This is a genomic window from Thermophilibacter mediterraneus (assembly GCF_900119385.1).
Classification (GTDB): Bacteria; Actinomycetota; Coriobacteriia; order Coriobacteriales; family Atopobiaceae; genus Thermophilibacter; species Thermophilibacter mediterraneus.
The window spans coordinates 484,799-505,808 of record NZ_FPKO01000008.1 but is presented as its reverse complement, the minus strand read 5'-3'; the positions used below and the strand labels follow the sequence as shown (position 1 = coordinate 505,808).

The 21,010-nt window shown below is 69.1% G+C and carries 17 protein-coding genes; 15 read left to right on the top strand and 2 right to left on the bottom strand.

Annotation, left to right across the window (positions count from 1 at the left end):
- The first annotated feature begins 52 nt into the window (after positions 1-52).
- The 6 genes from BQ7106_RS04295 (at position 53) to BQ7106_RS04270 (ending at position 6,879) form a co-directional block, all read left to right on the top strand.
- Positions 53-286 (top strand): FeoA family protein, encoded by a 234-nt coding sequence (locus BQ7106_RS04295; RefSeq protein ID WP_072371753.1) that lies wholly within the window; start codon positions 53-55, stop codon positions 284-286.
- A 42-nt stretch (positions 287-328) separates the two neighbouring features.
- Positions 329-580, top strand: a complete 252-nt coding sequence (locus tag BQ7106_RS04290) for a FeoA family protein (RefSeq protein ID WP_072371750.1) — start codon at positions 329-331, stop codon at positions 578-580.
- Between the two features lie 122 nt (positions 581-702).
- A complete protein-coding gene (gene feoB / locus BQ7106_RS04285) occupies positions 703-3,366 on the top strand; it encodes a ferrous iron transporter B (protein ID WP_072371747.1) in 2,664 nt (887 codons plus the stop codon).
- Positions 3,367-3,489: 123 nt separating this feature from the next.
- Complete coding sequence (locus tag BQ7106_RS04280; protein ID WP_072371745.1) at positions 3,490-3,846, top strand: heavy-metal-associated domain-containing protein; 357 nt, start codon at positions 3,490-3,492, stop codon at positions 3,844-3,846.
- Positions 3,847-4,026: 180 nt separating this feature from the next.
- Positions 4,027-5,847 (top strand): endolysin-like domain-containing protein, encoded by a 1,821-nt coding sequence (locus BQ7106_RS04275; protein ID WP_072371741.1) that lies wholly within the window; start codon positions 4,027-4,029, stop codon positions 5,845-5,847.
- Positions 5,848-6,132: 285 nt separating this feature from the next.
- Positions 6,133-6,879 carry a ZIP family metal transporter gene (locus BQ7106_RS04270; RefSeq protein WP_072372077.1) on the top strand — a complete coding sequence of 249 codons (747 nt, stop codon included), beginning with the start codon at positions 6,133-6,135 and terminating at the stop codon, positions 6,877-6,879.
- 431 nt (positions 6,880-7,310) lie between these two features.
- Here the strand turns inward: BQ7106_RS04270 and gpmA are convergent, their stop codons facing one another.
- Positions 7,311-8,075: a 2,3-diphosphoglycerate-dependent phosphoglycerate mutase gene (gpmA, locus tag BQ7106_RS04265; protein WP_072371738.1), complete on the bottom strand. Its 765-nt coding sequence runs from the start codon at positions 8,073-8,075 to the stop codon at positions 7,311-7,313.
- 124 nt (positions 8,076-8,199) lie between these two features.
- On the opposite strand from gpmA, the gene BQ7106_RS04260 reads away from it, so the two are divergent.
- The 9 genes from BQ7106_RS04260 (at position 8,200) to BQ7106_RS04220 (ending at position 18,820) form a co-directional block, all read left to right on the top strand.
- Positions 8,200-8,400 (top strand): hypothetical protein, encoded by a 201-nt coding sequence (locus BQ7106_RS04260; protein WP_072371735.1) that lies wholly within the window; start codon positions 8,200-8,202, stop codon positions 8,398-8,400.
- A 419-nt stretch (positions 8,401-8,819) separates the two neighbouring features.
- Positions 8,820-10,160 (top strand): glutamine synthetase family protein, encoded by a 1,341-nt coding sequence (locus tag BQ7106_RS04255; RefSeq protein ID WP_072371732.1) that lies wholly within the window; start codon positions 8,820-8,822, stop codon positions 10,158-10,160.
- Between the two features lie 294 nt (positions 10,161-10,454).
- The gene (locus BQ7106_RS04250) at positions 10,455-11,285 is read left to right on the top strand and encodes an ABC transporter substrate-binding protein (RefSeq protein WP_072371729.1); all 831 of its coding nucleotides are present in this window, start codon (positions 10,455-10,457) and stop codon (positions 11,283-11,285) included.
- Between the two features lie 56 nt (positions 11,286-11,341).
- A complete protein-coding gene (locus BQ7106_RS04245) occupies positions 11,342-12,181 on the top strand; it encodes an ABC transporter substrate-binding protein (RefSeq protein WP_083526892.1) in 840 nt (279 codons plus the stop codon).
- A 113-nt stretch (positions 12,182-12,294) separates the two neighbouring features.
- Positions 12,295-13,674 (top strand): ABC transporter permease subunit, encoded by a 1,380-nt coding sequence (locus tag BQ7106_RS04240; protein ID WP_083526891.1) that lies wholly within the window; start codon positions 12,295-12,297, stop codon positions 13,672-13,674.
- A complete protein-coding gene (locus BQ7106_RS04235; RefSeq protein ID WP_083526890.1) occupies positions 13,664-14,527 on the top strand; it encodes an amino acid ABC transporter ATP-binding protein in 864 nt (287 codons plus the stop codon). The genes BQ7106_RS04240 and BQ7106_RS04235 overlap by 11 nt, the downstream gene beginning before the upstream one ends.
- 221 nt (positions 14,528-14,748) lie before the next feature.
- Positions 14,749-15,423, top strand: a complete 675-nt coding sequence (locus BQ7106_RS04230; RefSeq protein ID WP_072371726.1) for a response regulator transcription factor — start codon at positions 14,749-14,751, stop codon at positions 15,421-15,423.
- Between the two features lie 238 nt (positions 15,424-15,661).
- Positions 15,662-17,065: a S1C family serine protease gene (locus BQ7106_RS04225; protein WP_072371723.1), complete on the top strand. Its 1,404-nt coding sequence runs from the start codon at positions 15,662-15,664 to the stop codon at positions 17,063-17,065.
- 201 nt (positions 17,066-17,266) lie between these two features.
- Positions 17,267-18,820 (top strand): DUF2130 domain-containing protein, encoded by a 1,554-nt coding sequence (locus BQ7106_RS04220; RefSeq protein ID WP_072371720.1) that lies wholly within the window; start codon positions 17,267-17,269, stop codon positions 18,818-18,820.
- Between the two features lie 232 nt (positions 18,821-19,052).
- Here the strand turns inward: BQ7106_RS04220 and BQ7106_RS04215 are convergent, their stop codons facing one another.
- On the bottom strand, positions 19,053-20,810 hold the full coding sequence (locus BQ7106_RS04215; RefSeq protein WP_240307424.1) for a 1-deoxy-D-xylulose-5-phosphate synthase: 1,758 nt from the start codon (positions 20,808-20,810) through the stop codon (positions 19,053-19,055).
- Positions 20,811-21,010: the final 200 nt, after the last annotated feature.

The following is a 21,010-nucleotide window of genomic DNA, read 5'->3' as shown; positions in this document are numbered from 1 at the left end:
GGGCTATATTACTTGTGTCGAGTTCGCGTAGGATAACTTGTGAGGAGGGGACATGGCATCAGTCGCCCAGCTCCCGCTGGCCATGGTGGGCCCGGACGAGTCTGCCCGCGTTGCGCACGTGCGCGGCGACGCCGACCTTCGACAGCACCTCGCCGAGCTCGGCTTTGTTGAGGGTGCAGAGGTCAAGGTCATCTCGCGTGCCGCGGGGGACGTCATCGTGAGCGTGAAGGGCGCGCGCCTCGCGCTCAACCGCTCGATGGCGAGCCGCGTCACCGTGACGCTCTGACGAAGGGGTGTCCCCTCGTCGGCCAGGAAGAAAGGAAGGTAGATGACAACGCTAAAGGACGTGAGGGTGGGGGAGAGCGCGACCGTGACGAGGCTCACGGGCACGGGCGCCCTCAAGCGCCGGATCATGGACATGGGCCTCACCAAGGGCACGGGCGTCTACGTGCGCAAGGTGGCCCCGCTCGGAGACCCCATCGAGATCACGGTTCGAGGCTACGAGCTCTCGATCCGCAAGGACGAGGCGGCGAGCGTCGAGGTCGGCAACGTCGCGCAAGGCGAGGTGCCGGCGCGATAGCCCGGCGGCGCGGGGCGGGCGCGCCATCTGGCCGAGAGGCCGTTTTTCTCGCCGCTAAAGTTAGAATAATCTAACAAATGCCACCGCGCAAGTAGCAATTGGCTAACTCAGAAAGGCAAGGTATGGCAGACACCACCATCGGTCTCGCGGGAAACCCAAACTGCGGCAAGACCACGCTGTTCAACGAGCTCACGGGCTCAAACGGCTACGTCGGCAACTGGCCCGGGGTCACCGTCGAGAAGAAGCAGGCGACGTGGCGCGCCAACAGGTCCGTCACCTTCGTCGACCTGCCCGGCATCTACTCGCTCTCCCCGTACACCCCCGAGGAGGTCGTCTCGCGCGACTACCTCGTCGACGAGCGCCCCGACGCAGTGATCAACCTCGTCGACGTGACCAACCTCGAGCGCAACCTCTACCTCACCACCCAGCTGCTCGAGGCGGGCCGACCCATGGTCGTGGGCCTCAACATGTGCGACCTGCTCAAGGAGCGCGGCGACGTGGTCGACGTCAAGAAGCTCTCGTCCGCGCTCGGCGTCCCGGTGGTCGAGGTGTCCGCGCTGCGCGGGACCAACCTCGACGAGCTCGTCGGGAAGGCTGTGTCCGCCGGCGAGGCGGGCTCGGTGCCGGCGGGCGCCAAGTGCTTCTCGCCGGAGGTCGAGGACGCGCTCCACCAGATCGCGCAGATCATCTCGGGCAGCTGCGACGCCGGTCTCGTGCGCTGGTACTCCGTCAAGGTCTTCGAGCGCGACGCGGAGTCCATCAAGCGGCTGCACCTCAGCTCCGCACAGCTCAACCAGGCCGAGAAGATCATCGGGGCGGTCGAGAAGAGCCGTGACGACGACGCGGAGTCCATCGTCACCTCCGACCGCTACGACTGGATCGCGACCGTCATGGACGCCTGCGTGAAGAGGGCGCCCAAGACCCTCACGCTCTCCGAGAAGATCGACCGCGTGGTCACGAACCGCGTCCTCGGCCTGCCGATCTTCGTGGTCGTGATGTTTTTCGTCTACTACGTCGCGGTCTCCACGGTGGGCACCTGGGGGACCGACTGGGCCAACGACGGCGTCTTTGGCGACGGGTGGCTGTGGAACCCCTCGGACCAGGCGGCCTACGAGGCGGCCACCGAGGAGTACGACGCCGGCTACTACGGCGACAAGATCGACGGCTTCATGGCCGCCGCCGAGGCCGACGGCATCGACACCGCGGACGTGAGCGCCGCCGTGGAGACGCTCGCCGAGGACCCGGAGGACGCAGACGCGCAGGCCGTCGTGACCGACTTCGTCGCCGAGGCGCAGGCGGCGGGCGTCGTCGCCACCGACGTCCCCATGCACGACGGAGACGGGAACTTCCTCGACGCGAACGAGGAGGTCGTCACGCGCATCGACGCCAACGGCGACCCGGTGCTCGCCGACGGGCAGGAGCTCGCGGTCATCGACACCGTGACCGCGGCCGACTTCGAGGAGGCGGTGGCCGCGCAGGAGAGCGCGCCGGCGCTCGATGACTACGGCAGCTTCGTCCCCTCGATCCCGTCCGTGATCGAGGGCTGGCTCTCCGCCGCGGGCGCGTCCGAGTTCGTGAGCGCCCTCGTGCTCGACGGCATCGTGGCCGGCGTGGGCGCGGTCCTCGGCTTCATCCCGCAGATGCTCGTGCTCTTTGTCATGCTGTGCTTCCTCGAGGACTGCGGCTACATGAGCCGCGTGGCCTTCGTCATGGACCGCGTGTTCCGTCGCTTCGGCCTCTCCGGAAAGTCGTTCATCCCGATGCTCATCTCCTCGGGCTGCGGCGTGCCGGGCGTCATGGCGACCAAGACCATCGAGAACGAGAAGGACCGTCGCATGACGGCGATGCTCACCACGATGATTCCGTGCGGCGCCAAGACCCCGATCATCGCCCTGGTCATGGGCGTGCTCATCGGCGGCTCCGACGCGTGGTGGGTCGCGCCGATGTTCTACTTCCTCGGCCTCGCCGCCATCATCGTCTCGGCGCTCATGCTCAAGAAGACCAAGATGTTCGCCGGCGACCCCGCCCCGTTCGTGATGGAGCTCCCCAACTACCACTTCCCGACGCTCAAGAGCTGGTGGCTGCACGTCTGGGAGCGCATCTCCGCGTACCTCAAGAAGGCGACCACGATCATCTTCGCGGCGTCCGTCGTGGTGTGGTTCCTGCTTGAGTTTGGCTTTGCCAACTGGGAGGGCGGCAACGGGGCCTTTGGCTTCATGTCGCTCATGGAGGGCGCGCCCGAGTACTACACCGACTACTCGCTGCTCGCCATCGTGGGCAACGCGATCGCCTGGATCTTCGCCCCGCTCGGCGCCGACTCCTGGCAGGCTGCCGCCGCGTCCATCAACGCCCTGATCGCCAAGGAGAACCTCGTCTCCACCTTCGGCGTCATCTACGGCATCGGCGACGCGACCGAGAACTCCGTTACCATGTGGAGCGGCTTCGCGGGCATGTTCACGGACGCCGCCGGGGTCCTGCACGTGGGTGCGATGTGCGCGTTTGTTGCCTTCAACATGCTCGACGCCCCGTGCTTCGCCGCCATCGGCACCATCCGTCGCCAGATGGACAGCCCCAAGTGGTTCTGGTTCGCTATCGGCTACCAGTGCGTCTTCGCCTGGTGCGTGGGCCTCATCATCAACCAGCTCTGGGAGCTCTTCGCGCTGGGTAACTTCGGGCTGTGGACGGTCGTCGCGTTCGTGCTGCTCGCGGGCATGATCTTCCAGATCGTGCGGCCGATGCCCAAGCGGGAGCAGGAGGACGACAAGATCCTCACCCAGCTCGCGTAGCGTGCAAAAGTGACAGGCACCTTTGCACACGGGCACCTTTGCACACACTTTTCCGCGTCGGGCGCGCCGTCGGTACTTCTCGCCGGCGGCGCGCCCTCCTCATAGGAGGTTTCCGTGATTGATATGGTCATCTTTCTCGCGGTGGTCGTCGTGGTCGTCGCAGCGGCGAGCCGCTATGTGCGCACGCTGCGTCGCGGCGGGTGTGGCTGTGGGTGCTCGGGCGGGGGAGACGAGAGCGTCGCGCGCCCCGCGGTGGCTGACACCAACGAGGCGCACTACCCCTATTCCGTGGACCTCACGGTGGAGGGCATGCACTGCGAGCACTGCCTGGCCTCCGTGGAGGCCTCTCTCGACGGGCTCGGCGGCGTCTGGGCACGTGCCAGCCTGCCGGACAGGGTGCGCGTCCTCTCCAAGGACCCCGTCGACCGGGCGGTGCTCGCGGCGGCCGTGGAGGCGGCGGGCTACCGCGTGGCGGGGTAGGCCGCGCGTGGGCGGGGACGGCCTCGCCGCGCTCGCGTAGCGTGCAAAAGTGACAGGCACTTTTGCACGCCGGGCAGGTCCTGTCGGCGGCGCGCCGCGGCGAAAGTTGCGCAAATTATCGTTCCCCAAGAGGGCTAGACTGGGCGGCTGGTGAAATACGGCTCGACATGGGGAGGAACGATGAGCTTCAAGACAAGGGCGGTGGCCGTCGCCGCCGGGCTGGGACTCGCGCTCGCGTGCGCGCCGGGGGTGGCGCTCGCCGACGAGCTCGCGACCGTCAGCGAGGAGCCGGCCGCCGTGACGGCGCTCTCCGAGGGCGTCTCGCCCGCGGACGGTGCCGACGACGCGGGGGTCGCCGCGGACGAGGACGCGACCGGGACGCCCGGCTCGGCCGGCGTGGACGTGACCGGAGCCGACGCGGGCGCGGCTGACGCGACGGCCGAGGGCGCCGACGGGGCTATCGAGGGGGGCGCCGACGCGGGCGCGGGGGACGCGACCTCCGGCGAGGCGCCCGCCGACGAGGACGCCGCGGCCGACGAGGGCACCGGCGCGGAGGCGGCGCCCGACGACGGGGGCTCCGACCCGACCGACCTTCTCGCCTCCTCGAGCCTGCCCGCCGTGGGCTGGACCGGCGACTCCTACTGGGACGGCACGACCAACGCCGACGGCACCGCGCGGCCCTACACCGGCTGGGTGATCGACGACCACGACGGCCAGGGGCTCCAGCGCTACTGGGTGGTCGACGGCCAGAAGTTCCGCGGCGGCCTCTTCGACGCGGGCGCTGACGGCTGGGGCTATGCGCTCTCGGACCTCGGGTGGGTGCTTCGCGGCCGTCACGACGTGGGCAACCTCATCTACCTCGCCAACAACGACGGCCGCCTGCTCGACTGCGGCTGGACGGTCACCGGCGAGTTCACCGGCGGCGAGCTCCAGCGCTACTACGTCGAGGACGACCACGCCATCCACCGCGGCTACGCCGAGACGGGCGGCTACGGCCACTACGTCACCGACGAGGGCTACGTCGCGCGCGGCAAGTCCGTCGACGACGACGGTACCGTCGCCCTCGCGGACAACGACGGGCGCACCGCGAGCGCCGGCTGGCATGTGACCGGCGACTACGACGGCGGCGTCATGCAGCGCTACTACGTCGACCCCCTGACCCACGTGGCCGCGCTCGGGCTCTTCACCGTCGACGGCGCGCGCTACTGCGGCGTCAGCGGCCTGGGGTACGTCCTGCGCGGCAAGCTCGCGTGGGGCGGCACGCACGTCCTTCTCGCAAATAACGACGGGCTGCTCGAGACGGCTCCCGGCTGGCTCGTGACCGGCGCCTACGACGGGGGCGCGCTGCAGCGCTACTGGATCGCCGAGATCGAGGGCGAGGACGGCTACTTCGGCGCCCTCGTCGACTTCTTCGACGTCGCCGGGAGCTCGTACTTCGGCGACCACCGCGAGGGGTACGTGCGGCGCAACGCCCACGCGTGGCGACTCGACGAGGGCGACTACACCGCGGAGTGGCTGCTCGCCGACAACGACGGCGTGCTCTCGCCCGACGAGTCCGACTACTCGCGCCTCGTGAACAGCTACGTGTCGCGCATCGTGGCGTACGCGCTCGACGACACGCACGGCTACGACCAGACCTTCCGCTGGGGCGAGAAGGGCGACTACGACTGCTCGTCCCTCGTCATCACCTGCCTGCGCGAGGCCGGGCTCGCCACGGGCGGCGCGACCTACACCGGCAACATGCGGGACTCCCTCACCGGGCTCGACTTCGTGTGGATCGAGAACCCCACGGAGCTCCAGCGCGGCGACATCCTGCTCAACGAGACCTACCACACGGGCATCTACCTAGGCGGCGGCCTGCTCGCCAACGCCTCGGGCAACGAGAACGGCGAGGCGACGGGCGGCGAGCCCGGCGACCAGACCGGCCGCGAGATCTGGGTGCGCCCCTACTACGACTACCCGTGGGACGGCGTCCTGCGCCCGAAGAACTACGTCGCGTAGCGCGTCGCCGGCGGCGCGCTGGGACGGGCCCGTCTGACGCGCGGCGCCCGGGTGCTCCGACGGGGCGCCCGGGCCCCGTTTCCATGGCGCCGCGCGGCCGTGCGCCGCGTCCCGCGTGCGCCGCGTCCCGGACGCGGGGTGGAAAAATGCCACCGGAGAGGTGATACTTGAGGGGCCGTCCCCGTCAGCCGACGGGGCGAAACCCCGTGCAAGGAGGGCGCAGTGATAGAGAATCTCCCGCAGGCGCTGCTCTGGGCCGCGTTCGGCTGCGGCTTCACCTGGCTCATGACCACGGCGGGCTCCGCGGTCGTGTTCTTCTTCAAGTCCGAGCGCAAGCTCATGCACCACATCTTCCTCGGCTTCGCCGCCGGCGTCATGGTCGCGGCGAGCGTGTGGTCGCTCCTCAACCCCGCGATCGAGCAGGCGGAGGGGCAGGGGGTCCCCGGCTGGCTTCCGGCCGCGGGCGGCTTCCTGCTGGGCGTGGCCTTCCTCATGGCGCTCGACACGCTGCTGCCGCACCTCCACGCCGACTCGGACGAGCCCGAGGGCGTGCCCACCGACTGGAAGCGTACGACGCTGCTCGTGTCGGCCGTGACGCTCCACAACATCCCCGAGGGCATGTCCGTGGGCCTGCTCTTCGCCATGTCCGCGCAGTCGGCGGGCGCGGCGGGGGAGGCGTACCTCGGCATGGCGGTCGCCCTGGCGGCGGGCATCGGCCTGCAGAACTTCCCCGAGGGCGCGGCCATCTCGCTGCCGCTCGCGCGCGAGGGCATGAGCCGGGGGCGCGCCTTTGCCGCGGGGAGCCTCTCGGGGCTCGTCGAGCCGGTCTTCGGCGTGCTCGTGGTGCTCGCGAGCGGCTGGATCGCCCCGTTCATGCCGTGGCTTCTCTCGTTTGCCGCCGGCGCGATGATCTACGTCGTGGTCGAGGAGCTCATTCCCGAGGCGCACCTCGGAGAACACTCCAACGTCGGCACCCTCGGCTTCATCTTCGGGTTTGTGGTGATGATGGTGCTCGACGTGGCGCTGGGGTAGGGGGTCGGCCCGCGCTGTCGGGGCGACGTCCCGGCGGAGACTGGGCCGCGCTGCCTCGTCGGCGACCCTCCGGAGAAAAGTAAGCCTCGTCTGACTTGTGGAGAAGATGTGATATCCTACGATCGTGTTAGGAATTGTATCTGAGTTAACCTATTCTAACAATGCGCCGAGAAGAACAAGCGACTCACGGACGGCGCACCGCGTTTAACCCTGCCTGATGCGGCGGACCCTCTCCCCGCCGCGACGGCGAACCCTCGCGCCGCCTGCCAACCCCCTCTTTGGCAGGCGGCGCCCTCGTGTTCGGCGCCCTGCGCGCCCGGCTGCCCTCGAGGCACGAGAAGGCCCCCGGGACTGCCGTGTGGAAGGCTCCGAAGAGCGATTCCGCGCGCAGCCCCGGGGGCCTCTGGCCTCGCGTTGGGGTCGGGTGCGGCCTACTTCTTGACCTTGCCCTGGTTGGCGACGGCGTTGATCTTGGCCTCGATGGTGGCCGGGTCACCGATGTAGTGCTTGTCGATGACGTTCCAGTCCTTGTCGAAGGTGTAGGAGCACGGGACGCCGGTCGGGATGTTGACCTCGAGGATCTGCTCGGGGGTCAGCTTCTCGAACTGCATGACGAGGGCGCGCAGGGAGTTGCCGTGAGCGGCGATCAGCACGCGCTTGCCGGCCTCCATCTGCGGCTTGATCTCCTGCTCGAAGTACGGCCAGGCGCGGGCGATGGTGTCCTTGAGGCACTCGGTGTAGGGGAGGTCCTCCTTGGGCACGTCGCGGAACATCTCCTGGACGTGCGGGTCGCGCTCGTCGCCGGGCTCGAGGGCGGGCGGCTGGACGTCGAAGGAGCGGCGCCAGATCTTGACCTGGTCCTCGCCGTGCTCGGCGGCGGCGTCGGCCTTGTTCAGGCCCTGGAGGGCGCCGTAGTGACGCTCGTTGAGCTGCCAGGCCTTGTGGACGGGCAGCCAGTTGCGGTCGAGCTCGTCGAGCACGCAGTTGAGGGTGTGGATGGCGCGCTTGAGCAGCGACGTGTAGCAGACGTCGAAGTCGTAGCCGGCCTCCTTGAGGGCCTTGCCGCCGGCGTGGGCCTCCTCGCGGCCGGTGTCGGTGAGGTCGACGTCGGTCCAGCCGGTGAAGAGGTTGAGCTTGTTCCACTCGGACTCGCCGTGACGGACGATGACGAGCTGCATGGTCTGATCGTCGTTCATTGGAGACACGTCCCTTCTCGATGCGAACTTTGTGCGGCGTATGCCGCCCGGCATCCTATAGTATGACGCATTGGGTATAGTTGCCTATGGTTAACATTGAACTTTCCTCTGCGAGGAGGTCGTCATGGGAATCGCGGACGTCGTCATCGTCGCTGTTGTCGTCGCGCTCGTCGTGCTGGCGGTCCGCTCGGTCGTCCGCGGCGGCGCGGGCGGGTGCGCGGGCTGCGGGGACGACGGGGGCTGCTCCGCCTGCGCCTCGGGTGGATCGTGCTCGGCGGCCGACCGCATGCTGCGCGACGCGGAGCGCGCCCTCCGCAAGAGGTAGCCGCGGGCGGAGGGGCCGATGCCGGCGGGGCGCGGGCGCGCGGGGCGCCGCACCGCGCGTTCCCGCGCAGCGCGCAGTGCCCCCGCGCGAGGGCCCCGCACCGCGCGTAGCGTCCCGCGCCCCGTGCATTCCCGCACAGCGCCCCCGCGCAAGGGTCCCCGCGCCGAAACGGAGCGATGTGCAAAAAATGCCCCTTCTGGGGGCGCGGTTTCGTCAGATGCTCCGTTTCGCTGCGGGAGGGGCGTGCGCGAGAGGGGCGTGCGCGGGAGGGCGTGCGCGGCCCCGCGGCCCGGCGGCGGCCCCGCGTTCTTCTCGCCTCCCGCCGACCCGCCAACGGGAAACAACGGCGAAACACTCATGTGAGACTCTTCTCGGGACTATACGAGGCCCACGTCTGACGACCGGGAGGATTGCCACACATGAGCAGCGATAAGGACATCGACTTCGTCCTACGGACGGTCGAGAAGCGTGACATCCGTTTTGTGAGGCTGTGGTTCTCCGACGTGCTCGGAAATCTCAAGTCCTTCGCCATCTCGCCCGAGGAGCTTGAGGAGGCGTTCGAGGAGGGCATCGGCTTCGACGGGTCGGCCGTCGACGGCTTCGCCTCGCTCGAGGAGTCCGACATGCTCGCCTTCCCGGACCCCGACACGTTCGCGCTGCTTCCGTGGCGCCCCAAGGAGTCCGGCGTCGCGCGCGTCTTCTGCGACGTCTACACCCCGTCGCGCGAGCCCTTCGAGGGGGACCCGCGACGCTGCCTCAAGAAGGTCTTCCAGGCGGCCGAGGAGGCGGGCTTCGTCCCCAACGTCGGCCCCAAGATGGAGTACTTCTACTTTGACAACGACCTCGACCCCGTGCCGCTCGACAACGCGGGCTACTTCGACCTCACGCCCATGGACACGGCGAACGACCTGCGTCGCCAGACCACGCTGACGCTCGAGAAGATGTCCATCCCGGTGCAGTACTCCTACCACGCCGCCGGCCCGTCGCAGAACGGCGTCGAGCTGCGCTTCACCGAGGCGGTGAGCTGCGCCGACAACATCATGACCGCTCGCCTGGTCATCAAGCAGGAGGCGGCCGAGCAGGGCATGTACGCGTCGTTCATGCCCAAGCCCATCACCACCGCGCCGGGCTCGGCGATGTTCCTCTACCAGTCGCTGCTCGACCACGACGGCGAGAACCTCTTCTGGGCCCCCAAGGAGTTCCACGAGGCGCACCTCTCGGAGCTCGCGCAGCACTACGTCGCGGGCATCCTCAGGTACGCGCCCGAGTTCACGCTGGTCACCAACCCGACCGTGAACTCCTACAAGCGCTTCATCTCGACCGGCGAGGTCCCGACCTACGCCACCTGGGGGCGCAAGAACCGCTCGGCGCTCGTGAGGGTCCCCACGCACAAGCCCGGCAAGCACATCGCGACGCGCGTCGAGCTGCGCAGCCCCGACCCGACGGCGAACCCGTACCTCGCGCTCGCCGCGACCATCGCCGCGGGCCTCAAGGGCATCGAGGACGAGCTGCCGCTGCCGGAGGAGGTCGGCAACGAGACGCTGGCGCTCTCCGAGCGCGAGCTCGCGGCGCGCGGCATCGAGCGCCTGCCGCGCACCCTCGGCGAGGCGGTCGAGCGCTTCGAGGCCTCCGACCTCATGCGCGACGTCCTCGGCGACCACATCTTCGAGTACCTCGTCCGCGAGAAGCGCGCGGAGTGGTACGAGTACTGCACCGCCGTCACCGACTGGGAGCGCGAGCACTACTACGGCGGCTTCTAGCGTCAGCTTGACGCTGGCGTCAGGGCAAAGCGTCAACTCGCCGTGATCGCGGGGCCGCGCGGACGACGTCGTCCGCGCGGCCCCGTCGCATCGGCGCCCGGCCCCAGGTCCTTCTCGCCGAATACGTGTCAATCCTGTTAAGAATGTCCCCTCTCTGAATATTCGGCCCTGGCAAGGACCAAACTGGGCACTTGGCGACAGGCGAGGCCGCGGCCTCGACACGGGGAAGACCCCGTGCCCTCTGTCGGGAAAGGGCGTGACCACGCGCCGAAGCACGGGGGAAGGAACCCTGACATGAAGCTCTCCAGCCGTTTTGCGGGCGGCCTTGCCGTCGCCTGCGCGCTAGCCGTGACTATCGCGGGATGCAGCGGGGGAGGGCAGACCGACACCCCCTCCGTCACCGATGACGCCGACCAGGCGAGCTACACCCTCGTGGAGGACGGGACGATCACCGTCGCCTCCGACCTTGCCAACGCCCCGCTCGACTTCGTGGACGAGTCCACCGGCGAGGCCCAGGGCTTCGAGATCGACCTCATCAACGCCGTCGCCGACAAGCTCGGCCTCGAGTGCGAGGTCCTGCCCGCGATGAAGTTCGACACCATCGTCCCGCTCATCCAGCAGGGCGGCCGCGCCGACGTGGGCGTCTCCAACATCACCATCACCGACGAGCGCTGGGAGCAGGTCGACTTCACCGACTCCTACATGGACTCCAACCAGGGCCTCGTGACCCGCGCCGACGCCTCCGCCGTGACCGAGGACGCGCTCAACGTCGAGGGGACCAAGGTCGCCGTCCAGGCCGGCACGACCGGCGCCGCCTGGGCCGAGGAGAACCTTCCCAACGCCGAGATCGTGGCGCTCGACGACCCCGTCGTGGCCGTGACTGGCGTGCAGACCGGCCTCTACGCGGCCGCCGTGGCGGACCTGCCCGTCATGACCTACCTCTGCTCGAACTCGTTCACCGACTGCCAGGTCGCCATCGAGATCCCCACGGGCGAGCAGTACGGCATCGCCGTCAACAAGGACAACCCCGGCCTCACCGAGGCCATCAACGGCGCGCTGGCCGAGCTCGAGGAGGAGGGCTACATCTCCGAGCTCGAGGTCAAGTGGCTCGGCGCCGAGCTCTAGTCGTAAGCGTGCAAAGGGGACAGGCACTTTTGCACATCACAACGGGAGGAAAAGACATGACCACCATGAACAGGCGCAACTTCATCGCCACCCTCGGCATCGCGGGCTCCGCGGCCCTTCTTGCCGGCTGCTCCAACGACACCGCCGAGCAGGAGCCCGCGGCCGACGACGCCGCCGAGTCCACCGACGAGGCCTCCTACACCCTCGTGAAGGAGGGCGTGCTCACCAACGTCGCCGAGCTCGGCTTCTCGCCGTTCGAGTACATCGACGACGAGGGCACCACCGTGGGCTTTGACGTGGACCTCTCCAACGCCATCGCCGAGAAGATGGGCCTTACCTGCGAGTGGCTGCCCAACCAGGCCTTCGACACCCTGGTGCCCACGATTCAGCAGGGCGGCAAGGCCGACATCTGCATCGCCGGCATGACCATCACCGACGAGCGCCTCGAGTCCGTCGACTTCTCCGACCCCTACCTCAACTCCAACCAGGCGCTCATCGTGGCCGCCAGCTCCGACGCCACCACCGAGAGCCTCAACGCCGCGGAGGTCCAGATCGCCTGCCAGACCGGCACCACCGGCGACGAGTGGATCCAGGAGAACCTGCCCAACGCCACGCGCGTGCCGCTCGCCGACGTCACGGCCGGCATGATGGGCGTCTCCACGGGCTCCTACCAGGCCATGGTCATCGACCTGCCCGTCGCCCAGAACATGCTCGCGCAGTCCTTCTCGGACCTCAAGGTCCTGGAGGAGATCCCCACCGGCGAGCAGTACGGCATCGCCGTCTCCAAGGACAACCCGGAGCTGCTGGCGGCCGTCAACGACGCCCTCGCCCAGATCGAGGAGGACGGCACGATGGACGAGATCAAGCAGAAGTGGTTCGGCACCACCGAGATCTAAGCGAGAAGAACCTGCGGCGGCCGTGCAAAGGGGACAGTCACTTTTGCACGGTCGCCGCAGCGACACCGTGCAAAAGTGACTGTCCCCTTTGCACGGTACGAAACGGAGGAAGCATGCAGCACAGACGGGGAGCACTTCTCGTCGCGCTCGCCCTGGCGCTCACGGGCGCCTTCGCGCTCGCGGCGCCGCGGCCCGCTCAGGCGCTCACCACCGAGAAGGCCACCGCGCGCCCCAACGAGGACGGCGGGTCGAGCGTGATCGGCGGCATGGACACGCGCCTCACCTGGGAGGGCACGGTCGAGCCGGGCGAGGAGGTCACCTCCGTCACGCTGACGCTGCCCGAGGGCTCCACGTTCGACCACTCCACGACGCGCATCACCGCGCTCGACGGCCTCAGCCGCATGGACGTCACCGGGGAGGCCGTCCCCGCGGGCGACTCCATCACGGTGACCTTCGACCAGGCCATCCCCGAGGGCTCGCTGCTGCGCCTCGAGATCACGAACATGCAGTTCCCCTCCAAGGGCGGCGACGTGGTGGTCTCCGGCAGCTACGAGGCGGCCGACGGCACCCACGATCTCGCGGACTCGCCCGCGATCGCCACCATCGCCAACACCCCGCTGCAGTCGCTCGTCAACTGGCTCGACGAGCAGCCCTGGGTGGAGGCCTGGAACTCCAACCAGTTCCTCGGCATGTTCCTGCGCCCGCAGCTGCTCGTGACGTCCTTCTCGTCCCTGGCGCCGGGCTGGCTGCTGTGCCTGGGCATCGTGGTGGCGGCGTACCCGTTTGCCATCGCGCTCGGCCTGCTGTTCGCCATGCTCAAGATCTCCAAGTGGAAGATCGTGCGCGCCGTGGCCGTGGTCTACATCAACGTGCTGCGCGGAACGCCGCTCTTCCTGCAGATCTACATCATGTTCTTCGGCCTGCCGATGCTCAACATCAACATCGACAACAACGTCCTGGGCATCATCGTCATGGCCATCAACTCCTCGGCCTACCTCGCCGAGATCTTCCGCGCGGGCATCCAGTCCATCCCGCAGGGCCAGTACGAGGCCGCGAGCTCGCTCGGCATGAACTACGTGCAGACGATGTTCAACGTCATCCTTCCGCAGACGGTGCGCCGCGTGATTCCCACCGTCACGAGCGACTTCATCACCGCGTTCAAGGACACGTCGCTGCTCTCCTCGGTGGGCGTCATGGAGCTCATGATGTTCTCCAAGAACCTCACCACCGTCACGGGCAACATCACTCCGTACGTGGCCGCGGGCATCTTCTACCTCATCGTGACGCTGCCGCTCATCAAGGTCGTCGGCATCGTCGAGGAGAACATCGCCCGCTCCGAGCGCGGCGCCGGCCCGCGACCCAAGAGGCGCGCGGACATCGCCGACAACGCCGACGCGCTCGTGGGGAAGGGCGCTGCCGAGAAGAACGGCGTCGCCGAGGAGGGCGTCGCCCGCGCCGTAGTCGCGAAGGAGGTCGCCGCCGATGCCTGCTAAGCTGCGTCATCGCGCCCGTGCCATCGAGGTCCCGCCCGCGCTCCCCGCAGACGAGGCGGCGCGCATCGCCTACGAGTACGACCAGGGCCTCACGAGCCACCACTTCACGCCCGGGGAGCACCCCATCGTGCGCATCGAGCACCTCAACAAGAGCTTCGACGACACGCTCGTGCTCAAGGACGTCAACCTCAACGTGTGGCCGGGCGAGGTCGTCGTGGTCCTGGGCCCGTCCGGCTCGGGCAAGTCGACGATGCTTCGCTGCATCAACCTGCTCGAGACCCCGAGCGCGGGGCACATCCTCATCGAGGACGACGAGATCACCAACAAGAGCGCCGCGGAGGTCAACAAGCTCCGCCGCGACGTGGGCATGGTCTTCCAGCAGTTCAACCTCTTCCCGCACCTCACGGCCAAGGAGAACGTCATGATCGGCCAGACGAAGGTGCTCAGGCGCTCCCGGGAGGAGGCCGAGGCGGAGGCCCTCAAGCAGCTCGCCGCCGTGGGGCTCGCCGACCGCGCCGACTTCAAGCCCGCGCAGCTCTCCGGCGGCCAGCAGCAGCGCGTCGCCATCGCGCGCGCCGTGGCCATGCACCCCAACGTCCTTCTCTTCGACGAGCCCACCTCGGCGCTCGACCCGGAGCTCGTGCGCGGCGTCCTCGACGTCATGCGCGACCTCGCGGAGAACTCCGGCATGACGATGATCGTCGTGACCCACGAGATGGGGTTCGCGCGCGACGTCGCCGACCGCGTGGTCTTCATGGAGGAGGGCGTCGTGGTCGAGCAGGGCCTGCCCGAGAAGGTCTTCGACCGGCCCGAGAACGCGCGCACGGCGGAGTTCCTCGGGTCGATCAAGTAGGCGCCACCCTCGCCCCCGCGGACGGTGGGCCGTCCGCCCCCGACGGGGCGTCCCACCTGCGCCCGGTTTGAAACACAGCGTTTCCGACGCGTTACGCTGCATTCCCGGACCGTGTTCGAGCTGCGCTTTATTTACGCGTCCTTGACAACGCCCCCGTGCGACGCGGGGGCGTTGTGCTAATCTTTTCCAATACATGTGCGCATTTTCCGGGAGGACAAAGGATGCACCACAAGAACATCCTGCTCGTTTCTGCCACCACGCGTCTGCACGATCGCATGAGGGAGCTCTCGCATGCCATCGACGTCTCCATCGCCCTCGCGAGCGAGGAGACCTTCTCGCAGGCCGTGTCCTCCGGCCACGAGTTCGACCTGGTCATCCTCGACGGCGAGGGCATGAGCCAGGACATCCTGAACGCCGTGGACTCCTTCGTCGCCGAGAACGGCTTCATCCCCATGCTGCTCGTGCAGGACCCGGACAAGCTCTCCACGCTGCACATGCCCACGCAGGGCAAGAACGACTTCATCCTCTCCACCTCCGGCCACGCGGAGTTCGAGCTGCGCTGCACGCTGCTGCTCTGGCCGGGGGAGGAGAGCGCCCCCGCGGACCTCGTGACCGTGGACAACATGACGATCAACCTCGCCACCTACCAGGTCTACATCGACGACAAGCCGGTCGACCTCACCCTCATGGAGTACTCGCTGCTCTCCTTCCTCGCGACGCACCCCTCGCGCGCCTACTCGCGCGAGACGCTGCTCCACCGCGTCTGGGGCTTCGAGTACTGCGGCGGCACCCGCACGGTCGACGTGCACATCCGTCGCGTCAGGTCCAAGGTCGGCCCCCAGGTGGCGAGCCACATCGTCACCATCCGCGGCGTCGGCTACCTCTTCCGCGTCTAGGCTGACGCTGGCGTCGGGTCATGGCGCCAGCCCACGTGTCAGCCCCGCCGCGCCCGCCCTCCGGCCCGGCCGGGCGAGGCGTCCCGCACGACCTTTCAGGTAACGGAAAGCATCGTGCCGGGGCGGTGGCGTTCCCGACCCAGGCGCATCTCGGCCCGCGCGCGGGGTACATTCCCTGATGTCACGGAAACAGCCGCGCCAGACAGCGGCGCAGAGAGGCAAGAGAGGGCTGAGCATCATGAGCGAGTATCCGTTTGGGGCCCACGCTTCGGGCAATCAGCAGGGCGGGTCCGGTGAGCGGGACGGCGAGGGAATGCCCCCGCGCCCCGACCAGACCCAGCCGACGGTCAAGACCCCGCCGGTGCCGGGCGAGGGCCTCGTGCCCGCCGACGGGGACGGCGCGGGCAAGGGCGACGGCGGCGAGGGCCCCAAGAGGAACCGCGCCATCGCGCGCGCCGTGGTGGCGGGCCTGATCGGAGGCGTGCTCGGGGCGGGTGTCCTCACGGGCGGCCTCTACGCGAGCGGCCTGATCGGCGGCTCCGCGTCCTCGCAGGGCGGCTCCGTGGCGTCGGGCCAGCAGGTCACCATCGACCCGAGCGACGAGGACACCACCGTCGCCAACGCCGTCGCGGCCAAGGCGCTGCCGTCCGTGGTCACGGTCTACTGCACCTATGCCAACGGCGAGGGGATGGGCTCGGGCGTCATCTACGACACCGACGGCAACATCATCACCAACAACCACGTGATCGAGGACGCCGAGAGCATCACCGTCACCATCAACGGCGAGAGCTACGACGCCACCCTCGTGGGCACGGACGCCTCGAGCGACGTCGCCGTGATCAAGGCCGACCTGCAGGGCGCGTCGGTGACGCCCATCGAGGTCGGCGACTCCGACGCGCTCCAGGTGGGTGACTGGGTCATGAGCGTGGGCAGCCCCTTCGGCCTCGAGAACTCCGTCTCGCAGGGCATCGTCTCCGCGCTCTCGCGCAACACCCTGCTCGAGAACTCCGAGGGCGACACGCTCTACACCAACCTCATCCAGACCGACGCCACGATCAACCCGGGCAACTCCGGCGGCGCGCTCGTGGACGCGGAGGGCAAGCTCGTGGGCATCTGCACGCTCTTCTCGTCCGACACCGAGTCCTTCGCGGGCATCGGCTACGCCATCCCCGGCAACTACGCCACCGAGATCGCCGACAAGATCATCGCCGGCGAGACGGTCACCCACGCCTACATCGGCCTCACCATGCAGACCGTGAACGCGCAGAACGCCTTCCGTCACAACCTCTCCGTCAACGAGGGCGCCTACGTGGTCGAGGTCGTCGAGGGCGGCCCCGCGGCGGCGGCGGGCATCCAGCAGGGCGACGTCATCACCAAGATCGGCGACACGGTAGTGACCTCCGCGGACACCGCAATCCTCGCGGTGCGCTCCCACAGCGAGGGGGAGACCGTCGCGGTGACCGTCATGCGCGGCAGCGAGGAGCTGACCTTCGACGTGACGCTCGGCTCCGACGAGGAGATGCAGGCCCAGCAGCAACAGCAGCAGGACCAGACCGTGACCATCAACGGCCAGGACGTCTCGCTCGAGGACCTCATCAACCTCTACCAGCAGTACCAGCAGAACCCCTTCGGCGGCCAGTAGCGCCGGCGAGAAGAACGACGACTCGGGGCCCGCGACGCGCATCCCGCGCGCCGCGGGTCTTCTCGTGCGCCCGGGTCCCCGCTGCCCCACGGCGCCGCGACCAGGGCACGCCCAGGTGGGCCGCGGCCCCGCGACCTTCTCGCCGAGGTCTGTCCGGCGGTGCGGGTATGCTGTTGCCAACCGACGGAGACGGGGGGAGCCATGGCCGAGATCAGATGCCCGCACTGCGGAGAGGTGTTCCAGGTCGACGAGACGGAGTACGCGCAGATAGCGCGCCAGGTGCGCGACGCGGAGTTCACGCGCGAGCTCGAGGAGCGCGGCCGGCTGGCCGAGCGCGAGCGGGCGAGCGCGGTCGAGGCCGCGGTCGCCGGGGCGCGACAGGAGCTCCAGGAGCAGCTCGCGCAGGAGCGCGAGCGGGCGCAGCGCGAGGCGGCGCAGAAGGTGGCCGAGATCGCACGCATGCGCGCCCAGCTCGAGCGCGGGGCGGACGCGGTGGCGCTCGCCCGCTCGGAGGCGGAGCGCAGGCTCGAGGCGGACCTCGCCGCGCGCGACCAGAAGATCGCGGAGCAGGACCGCGCGCTCGTCGAGGCGCGGGCGAGCCGCGACCGGGCGCTCGCGGAGTCCGCGACGAAGCGCCAGGCCGAGCTCGCCGACCGCGACCGTCGCATCGCCGAGCTCGAGGCGCGGCTCAAGGCCCGCGAGTCCGCGTTCGAGACGGAGAAGACCCTCGCCGTCACCGAGGCGACCGGCGAGCAGGGCAAAAGGATCGTGGAGCTCGAGGGTCGGGTCCGCGCCGCCCAGCTCGAGCGGGAGCAGGTCGAGGCATCGCTCAGGCAGCAGCTCAGCGAGCAGGCGGCGTACAAGGACCAGACCATCCGCGACCGCGAGGACGAGATCGAGCGCCTGCGCAACCAGCGCTCCCGGCTCTCGACCAAGCTCATCGGCGAGACGCTCGAGCAGCACTGCGAGATGGAGTTCAACCGCTGGCGCTCGCTGGGCTTCCGCAGCGCGGAGTTCCACAAGGACAACGAGGTCGTGGGCGGGTCGAAGGGCGACTACGTGTTCCGCGAGACGGGGCCCGACGGCGTCGAGGTCGTCTCGATCATGTTCGAGATGAAGAACGAGGACGACGCCTCGGCGGCGGCCAACCGCCACAGGAACGCCGACTTCTTCCGCAAGCTCGACCAGGACCGTCGCAACAAGGGGTGCGAGTACGCGGTGCTCGTCTCGATGCTCGAGCCCGAGAGCGAGCTCTACAACGCCGGGATCGTCGACGTCTCCTACGAGTACGAGAAGATGTACGTCATACGCCCGCAGTTCTTCATCCCCATGATCACGCTGCTCAGGAACGCGGCGCTCAACGCCGTCGGCTACCGGCGCGAGCTCGCCGAGATCAGGCAGCAGAACATCGACATCACGCGCTTCGAGGACGCGCTCGACGACTTCAAGGAAAAGTTCGGCAAGAACTACGAGACGGCGAGCCGCAAGTTCAACGACGCCATCGAGGAGATCGACAAGGCCATCGCGCGCCTGCAGAAGGTCAAGGACAACCTCACCTCGTCGGAGAACCAGCTGCGCCTCGCGAACAAGAAGGCCGACGAGCTGACCATCAGGAAGCTCACCTGGAAGAACCCCACGATGCGCGAGAAGTTCGCGGAGGCCCGCGCCGCTGCCGCCGAGGCGGAGCGGGAGGGCGCGCGGGACGTCGCCGACGCCCCCGAGCCCGACGCGCTGGAGCCGGACGAGGTGGAGTAGGGGGCGTGCCCCGCGCGCTCCGAGGGGCGTGCTCCAAAGGGCGTGCGGGTTATGGACGGTTCGGGGCCCCAGAGTGACTGCAGCCCGCACGCACTTGGGGTACGTGCGTGCTGCGGACGGTTCGGGGCCCCAGAGTGACCGGAACCCGCACGCACTTGGGGAACGTGCGGGCTGCGGACGGTTCGGGGCCCCAGAGTGACCGGAACCCGCACGCACTTGGGGGAGACGGCGGCTAGCGGCCGAGCAGCGCGAGCGCGTCGGCGGCGATGCCGTCGGCGGTCATGCCGCACGCGGCGAGAAGCCCCTCGGGCCGATAGCGGTCCTGGAAGGCCCGTGGGAGCCCGTAGCAGCGCACGCGCACGTCGTCGCAGGCGAGCGCGCGGGCCACCCGCTCGCCGAAGCCCCCCTCGAGGATGCCGTCCTCGAGCGTGACGACGACGCGATGCCCGGCGGAGAGCCTCCCGAGCAGCGCGTCGTCGACGGACGTGGCGAGGCGCGGGTTCACGAGCGTGGCGCTCACGCCGTGCGCCGCGAGCTCGTCGGCGACCCGCTCGCCGAGGGGCAGCAGGTCGCCGAGCGCCAGAAGCGCCACGCCGGAGCCGCGGCGCAGCACCTCCCAGCCGCGCGCGTAGCCGCCGGCGGGGCGCTCGAAGTCGGGGCGCGACTCCACGCTCGCCACCGGCACGCGGATGGCGACGGGCCCCTCGGTGCGGTCGAGCGCCCAGGAGAGCATGTCGAGGTACTCCTCGCGACAGGTGGGCGCGAGGTAGGGGAGCCCGGGCATGGCGCCGAGCATGGGGATGTCGAAGAAGCCGAGGTGGGTGGCGTCGGTGGTCCCGAAGGCCGAGGCGCCGAAGACCAGGACCACGGCGGGGGCGGCGTTGAGGCAGAGGTCGTGCCAGAGCTCGTCGTATCCGCGCTGCAGGAAGGTCGCGTACACGCCGAGGACGGGGCGCGCGCCGCCGCGGGCGAGCCCGGTCACGAGCGTGACGGCATGCTCCTCGGCGATGCCCACGTCGATGAAGCGACGCCCGGCGCGCTCGCGCATCTCGGGCGTGAAGCCCATGATGTAGGGGGTCGCCGCGCTCACGGCGACGAGGCCCTCGTCGCTTCTCATGCGCTCGATGAGGTACGCTCCCGTGATCTTCGCGTAGTCCACGCTCGCCCCGGGGACGGCGGGGGCGCCCGTAGCCACGTCGAACGGCACGGCGTGGTGCCAGCTCTCGGGATCTGCGACGGCGGGCGCGTAGCCGCGGCCCTTCTGGGTGTGGACGTGCAGCACCACGGGGCGGTCGGTGCCCTTGAGCTCGCGCAGCGCCGCCTCGAGCGCGGCGACGTCGTGACCGTCCTCGAGGTAGCGGTACTCGAACCCGAGCGAGCGGAACACGTTGTCGGCTGCGGCCCCGCGCGTGGCGCGAAGCTCGGCGAGGTTGCGGTAGATCCCCCCGTGGTTGGGGGCGATGGACCACTCGTTGTCGTTGACCACGACGATGATGCCGCTGCCGAGCGCGGCCGCGTTGTCGAGGCCCTCGAAGGCCAGCCCGCCGGAGAGCGAGCCGTCGCCGATGACGGCGAGCACGTCGTACTTCTCGCCCGCGAGGTCGCGCGCGGCGGCGAGGCCGCACGCCAGGCTCACCGAGGTCGACGTGTGGCCCATCGCGAAGAGGTCGTGCTCGGACTCCGCGGGGTTCGAGAAGCCGGAGACGTCCCCGTAGTGCCCCTCGTCGAGAAACGCCCGCGCGCGCCCGGTGAGCATCTTGTGGGGGTAGGTCTGGTGCGACACGTCGAAGACGATCTTGTCGCGCGGGGTCTCAAAGACGCGGTGCAGCGCCACGGTGAGCTCCACGACGGCGAGGTTGGACCCCATGTGTCCGCCGATGGCGGCGGAGCTCGTGATGACGGCGCGGCGAATCTCCTCGCAGAGCGCGGGGAGCGCCGAGGCCGGGAGGGCACGGACGTCCTCCGGCGAGCCGATGCGCTCGAGATACACGGTGCCCTCCCTTGTCAGCGTTGTGGTTGCGACCATATACCATCTCACATTTGGCCCCGCGAGTTGTGTTGCGTATGCGAAAAGCGCGCGCCGCGACGGGCCGCCGGGTGCGGCGCCCCGCCCGACCGCGCGTCCGACCCGCACCTTCCAGGCTGGGAGGCACGCGTAGTAAAATCTTGCATGCTTATGTAACTCGACGC

Excerpts from the sequence above, each read along its gene's own strand:
- BQ7106_RS04240 (WP_083526891.1), top strand. The coding sequence starts at position 12,295 with ATGCAGCACAGACGGGGAGCACTTCTCGTCGCGCTCGCCCTGGCGCTC.
- BQ7106_RS04290 (WP_072371750.1), top strand. The coding sequence starts at position 329 with ATGACAACGCTAAAGGACGTGAGGGTGGGGGAGAGCGCGACCGTGACG.
- BQ7106_RS04260 (WP_072371735.1), top strand. The coding sequence starts at position 8,200 with ATGGGAATCGCGGACGTCGTCATCGTCGCTGTTGTCGTCGCGCTCGTC.
- BQ7106_RS04220 (WP_072371720.1), top strand. The coding sequence starts at position 17,267 with ATGGCCGAGATCAGATGCCCGCACTGCGGAGAGGTGTTCCAGGTCGAC.
- BQ7106_RS04225 (WP_072371723.1), top strand. The coding sequence starts at position 15,662 with ATGAGCGAGTATCCGTTTGGGGCCCACGCTTCGGGCAATCAGCAGGGC.
- BQ7106_RS04275 (WP_072371741.1), top strand. The coding sequence starts at position 4,027 with ATGAGCTTCAAGACAAGGGCGGTGGCCGTCGCCGCCGGGCTGGGACTC.
- BQ7106_RS04245 (WP_083526892.1), top strand. The coding sequence starts at position 11,342 with ATGACCACCATGAACAGGCGCAACTTCATCGCCACCCTCGGCATCGCG.
- BQ7106_RS04235 (WP_083526890.1), top strand. The coding sequence starts at position 13,664 with ATGCCTGCTAAGCTGCGTCATCGCGCCCGTGCCATCGAGGTCCCGCCC.
- BQ7106_RS04255 (WP_072371732.1), top strand. The coding sequence starts at position 8,820 with ATGAGCAGCGATAAGGACATCGACTTCGTCCTACGGACGGTCGAGAAG.
- BQ7106_RS04280 (WP_072371745.1), top strand. The coding sequence starts at position 3,490 with ATGGTCATCTTTCTCGCGGTGGTCGTCGTGGTCGTCGCAGCGGCGAGC.
- BQ7106_RS04270 (WP_072372077.1), top strand. The coding sequence starts at position 6,133 with ATGACCACGGCGGGCTCCGCGGTCGTGTTCTTCTTCAAGTCCGAGCGC.
- BQ7106_RS04250 (WP_072371729.1), top strand. The coding sequence starts at position 10,455 with ATGAAGCTCTCCAGCCGTTTTGCGGGCGGCCTTGCCGTCGCCTGCGCG.
- gpmA (WP_072371738.1), bottom strand. The coding sequence starts at position 8,075 with ATGAACGACGATCAGACCATGCAGCTCGTCATCGTCCGTCACGGCGAG.
- BQ7106_RS04295 (WP_072371753.1), top strand. The coding sequence starts at position 53 with ATGGCATCAGTCGCCCAGCTCCCGCTGGCCATGGTGGGCCCGGACGAG.
- feoB (WP_072371747.1), top strand. The coding sequence starts at position 703 with ATGGCAGACACCACCATCGGTCTCGCGGGAAACCCAAACTGCGGCAAG.
- BQ7106_RS04230 (WP_072371726.1), top strand. The coding sequence starts at position 14,749 with ATGCACCACAAGAACATCCTGCTCGTTTCTGCCACCACGCGTCTGCAC.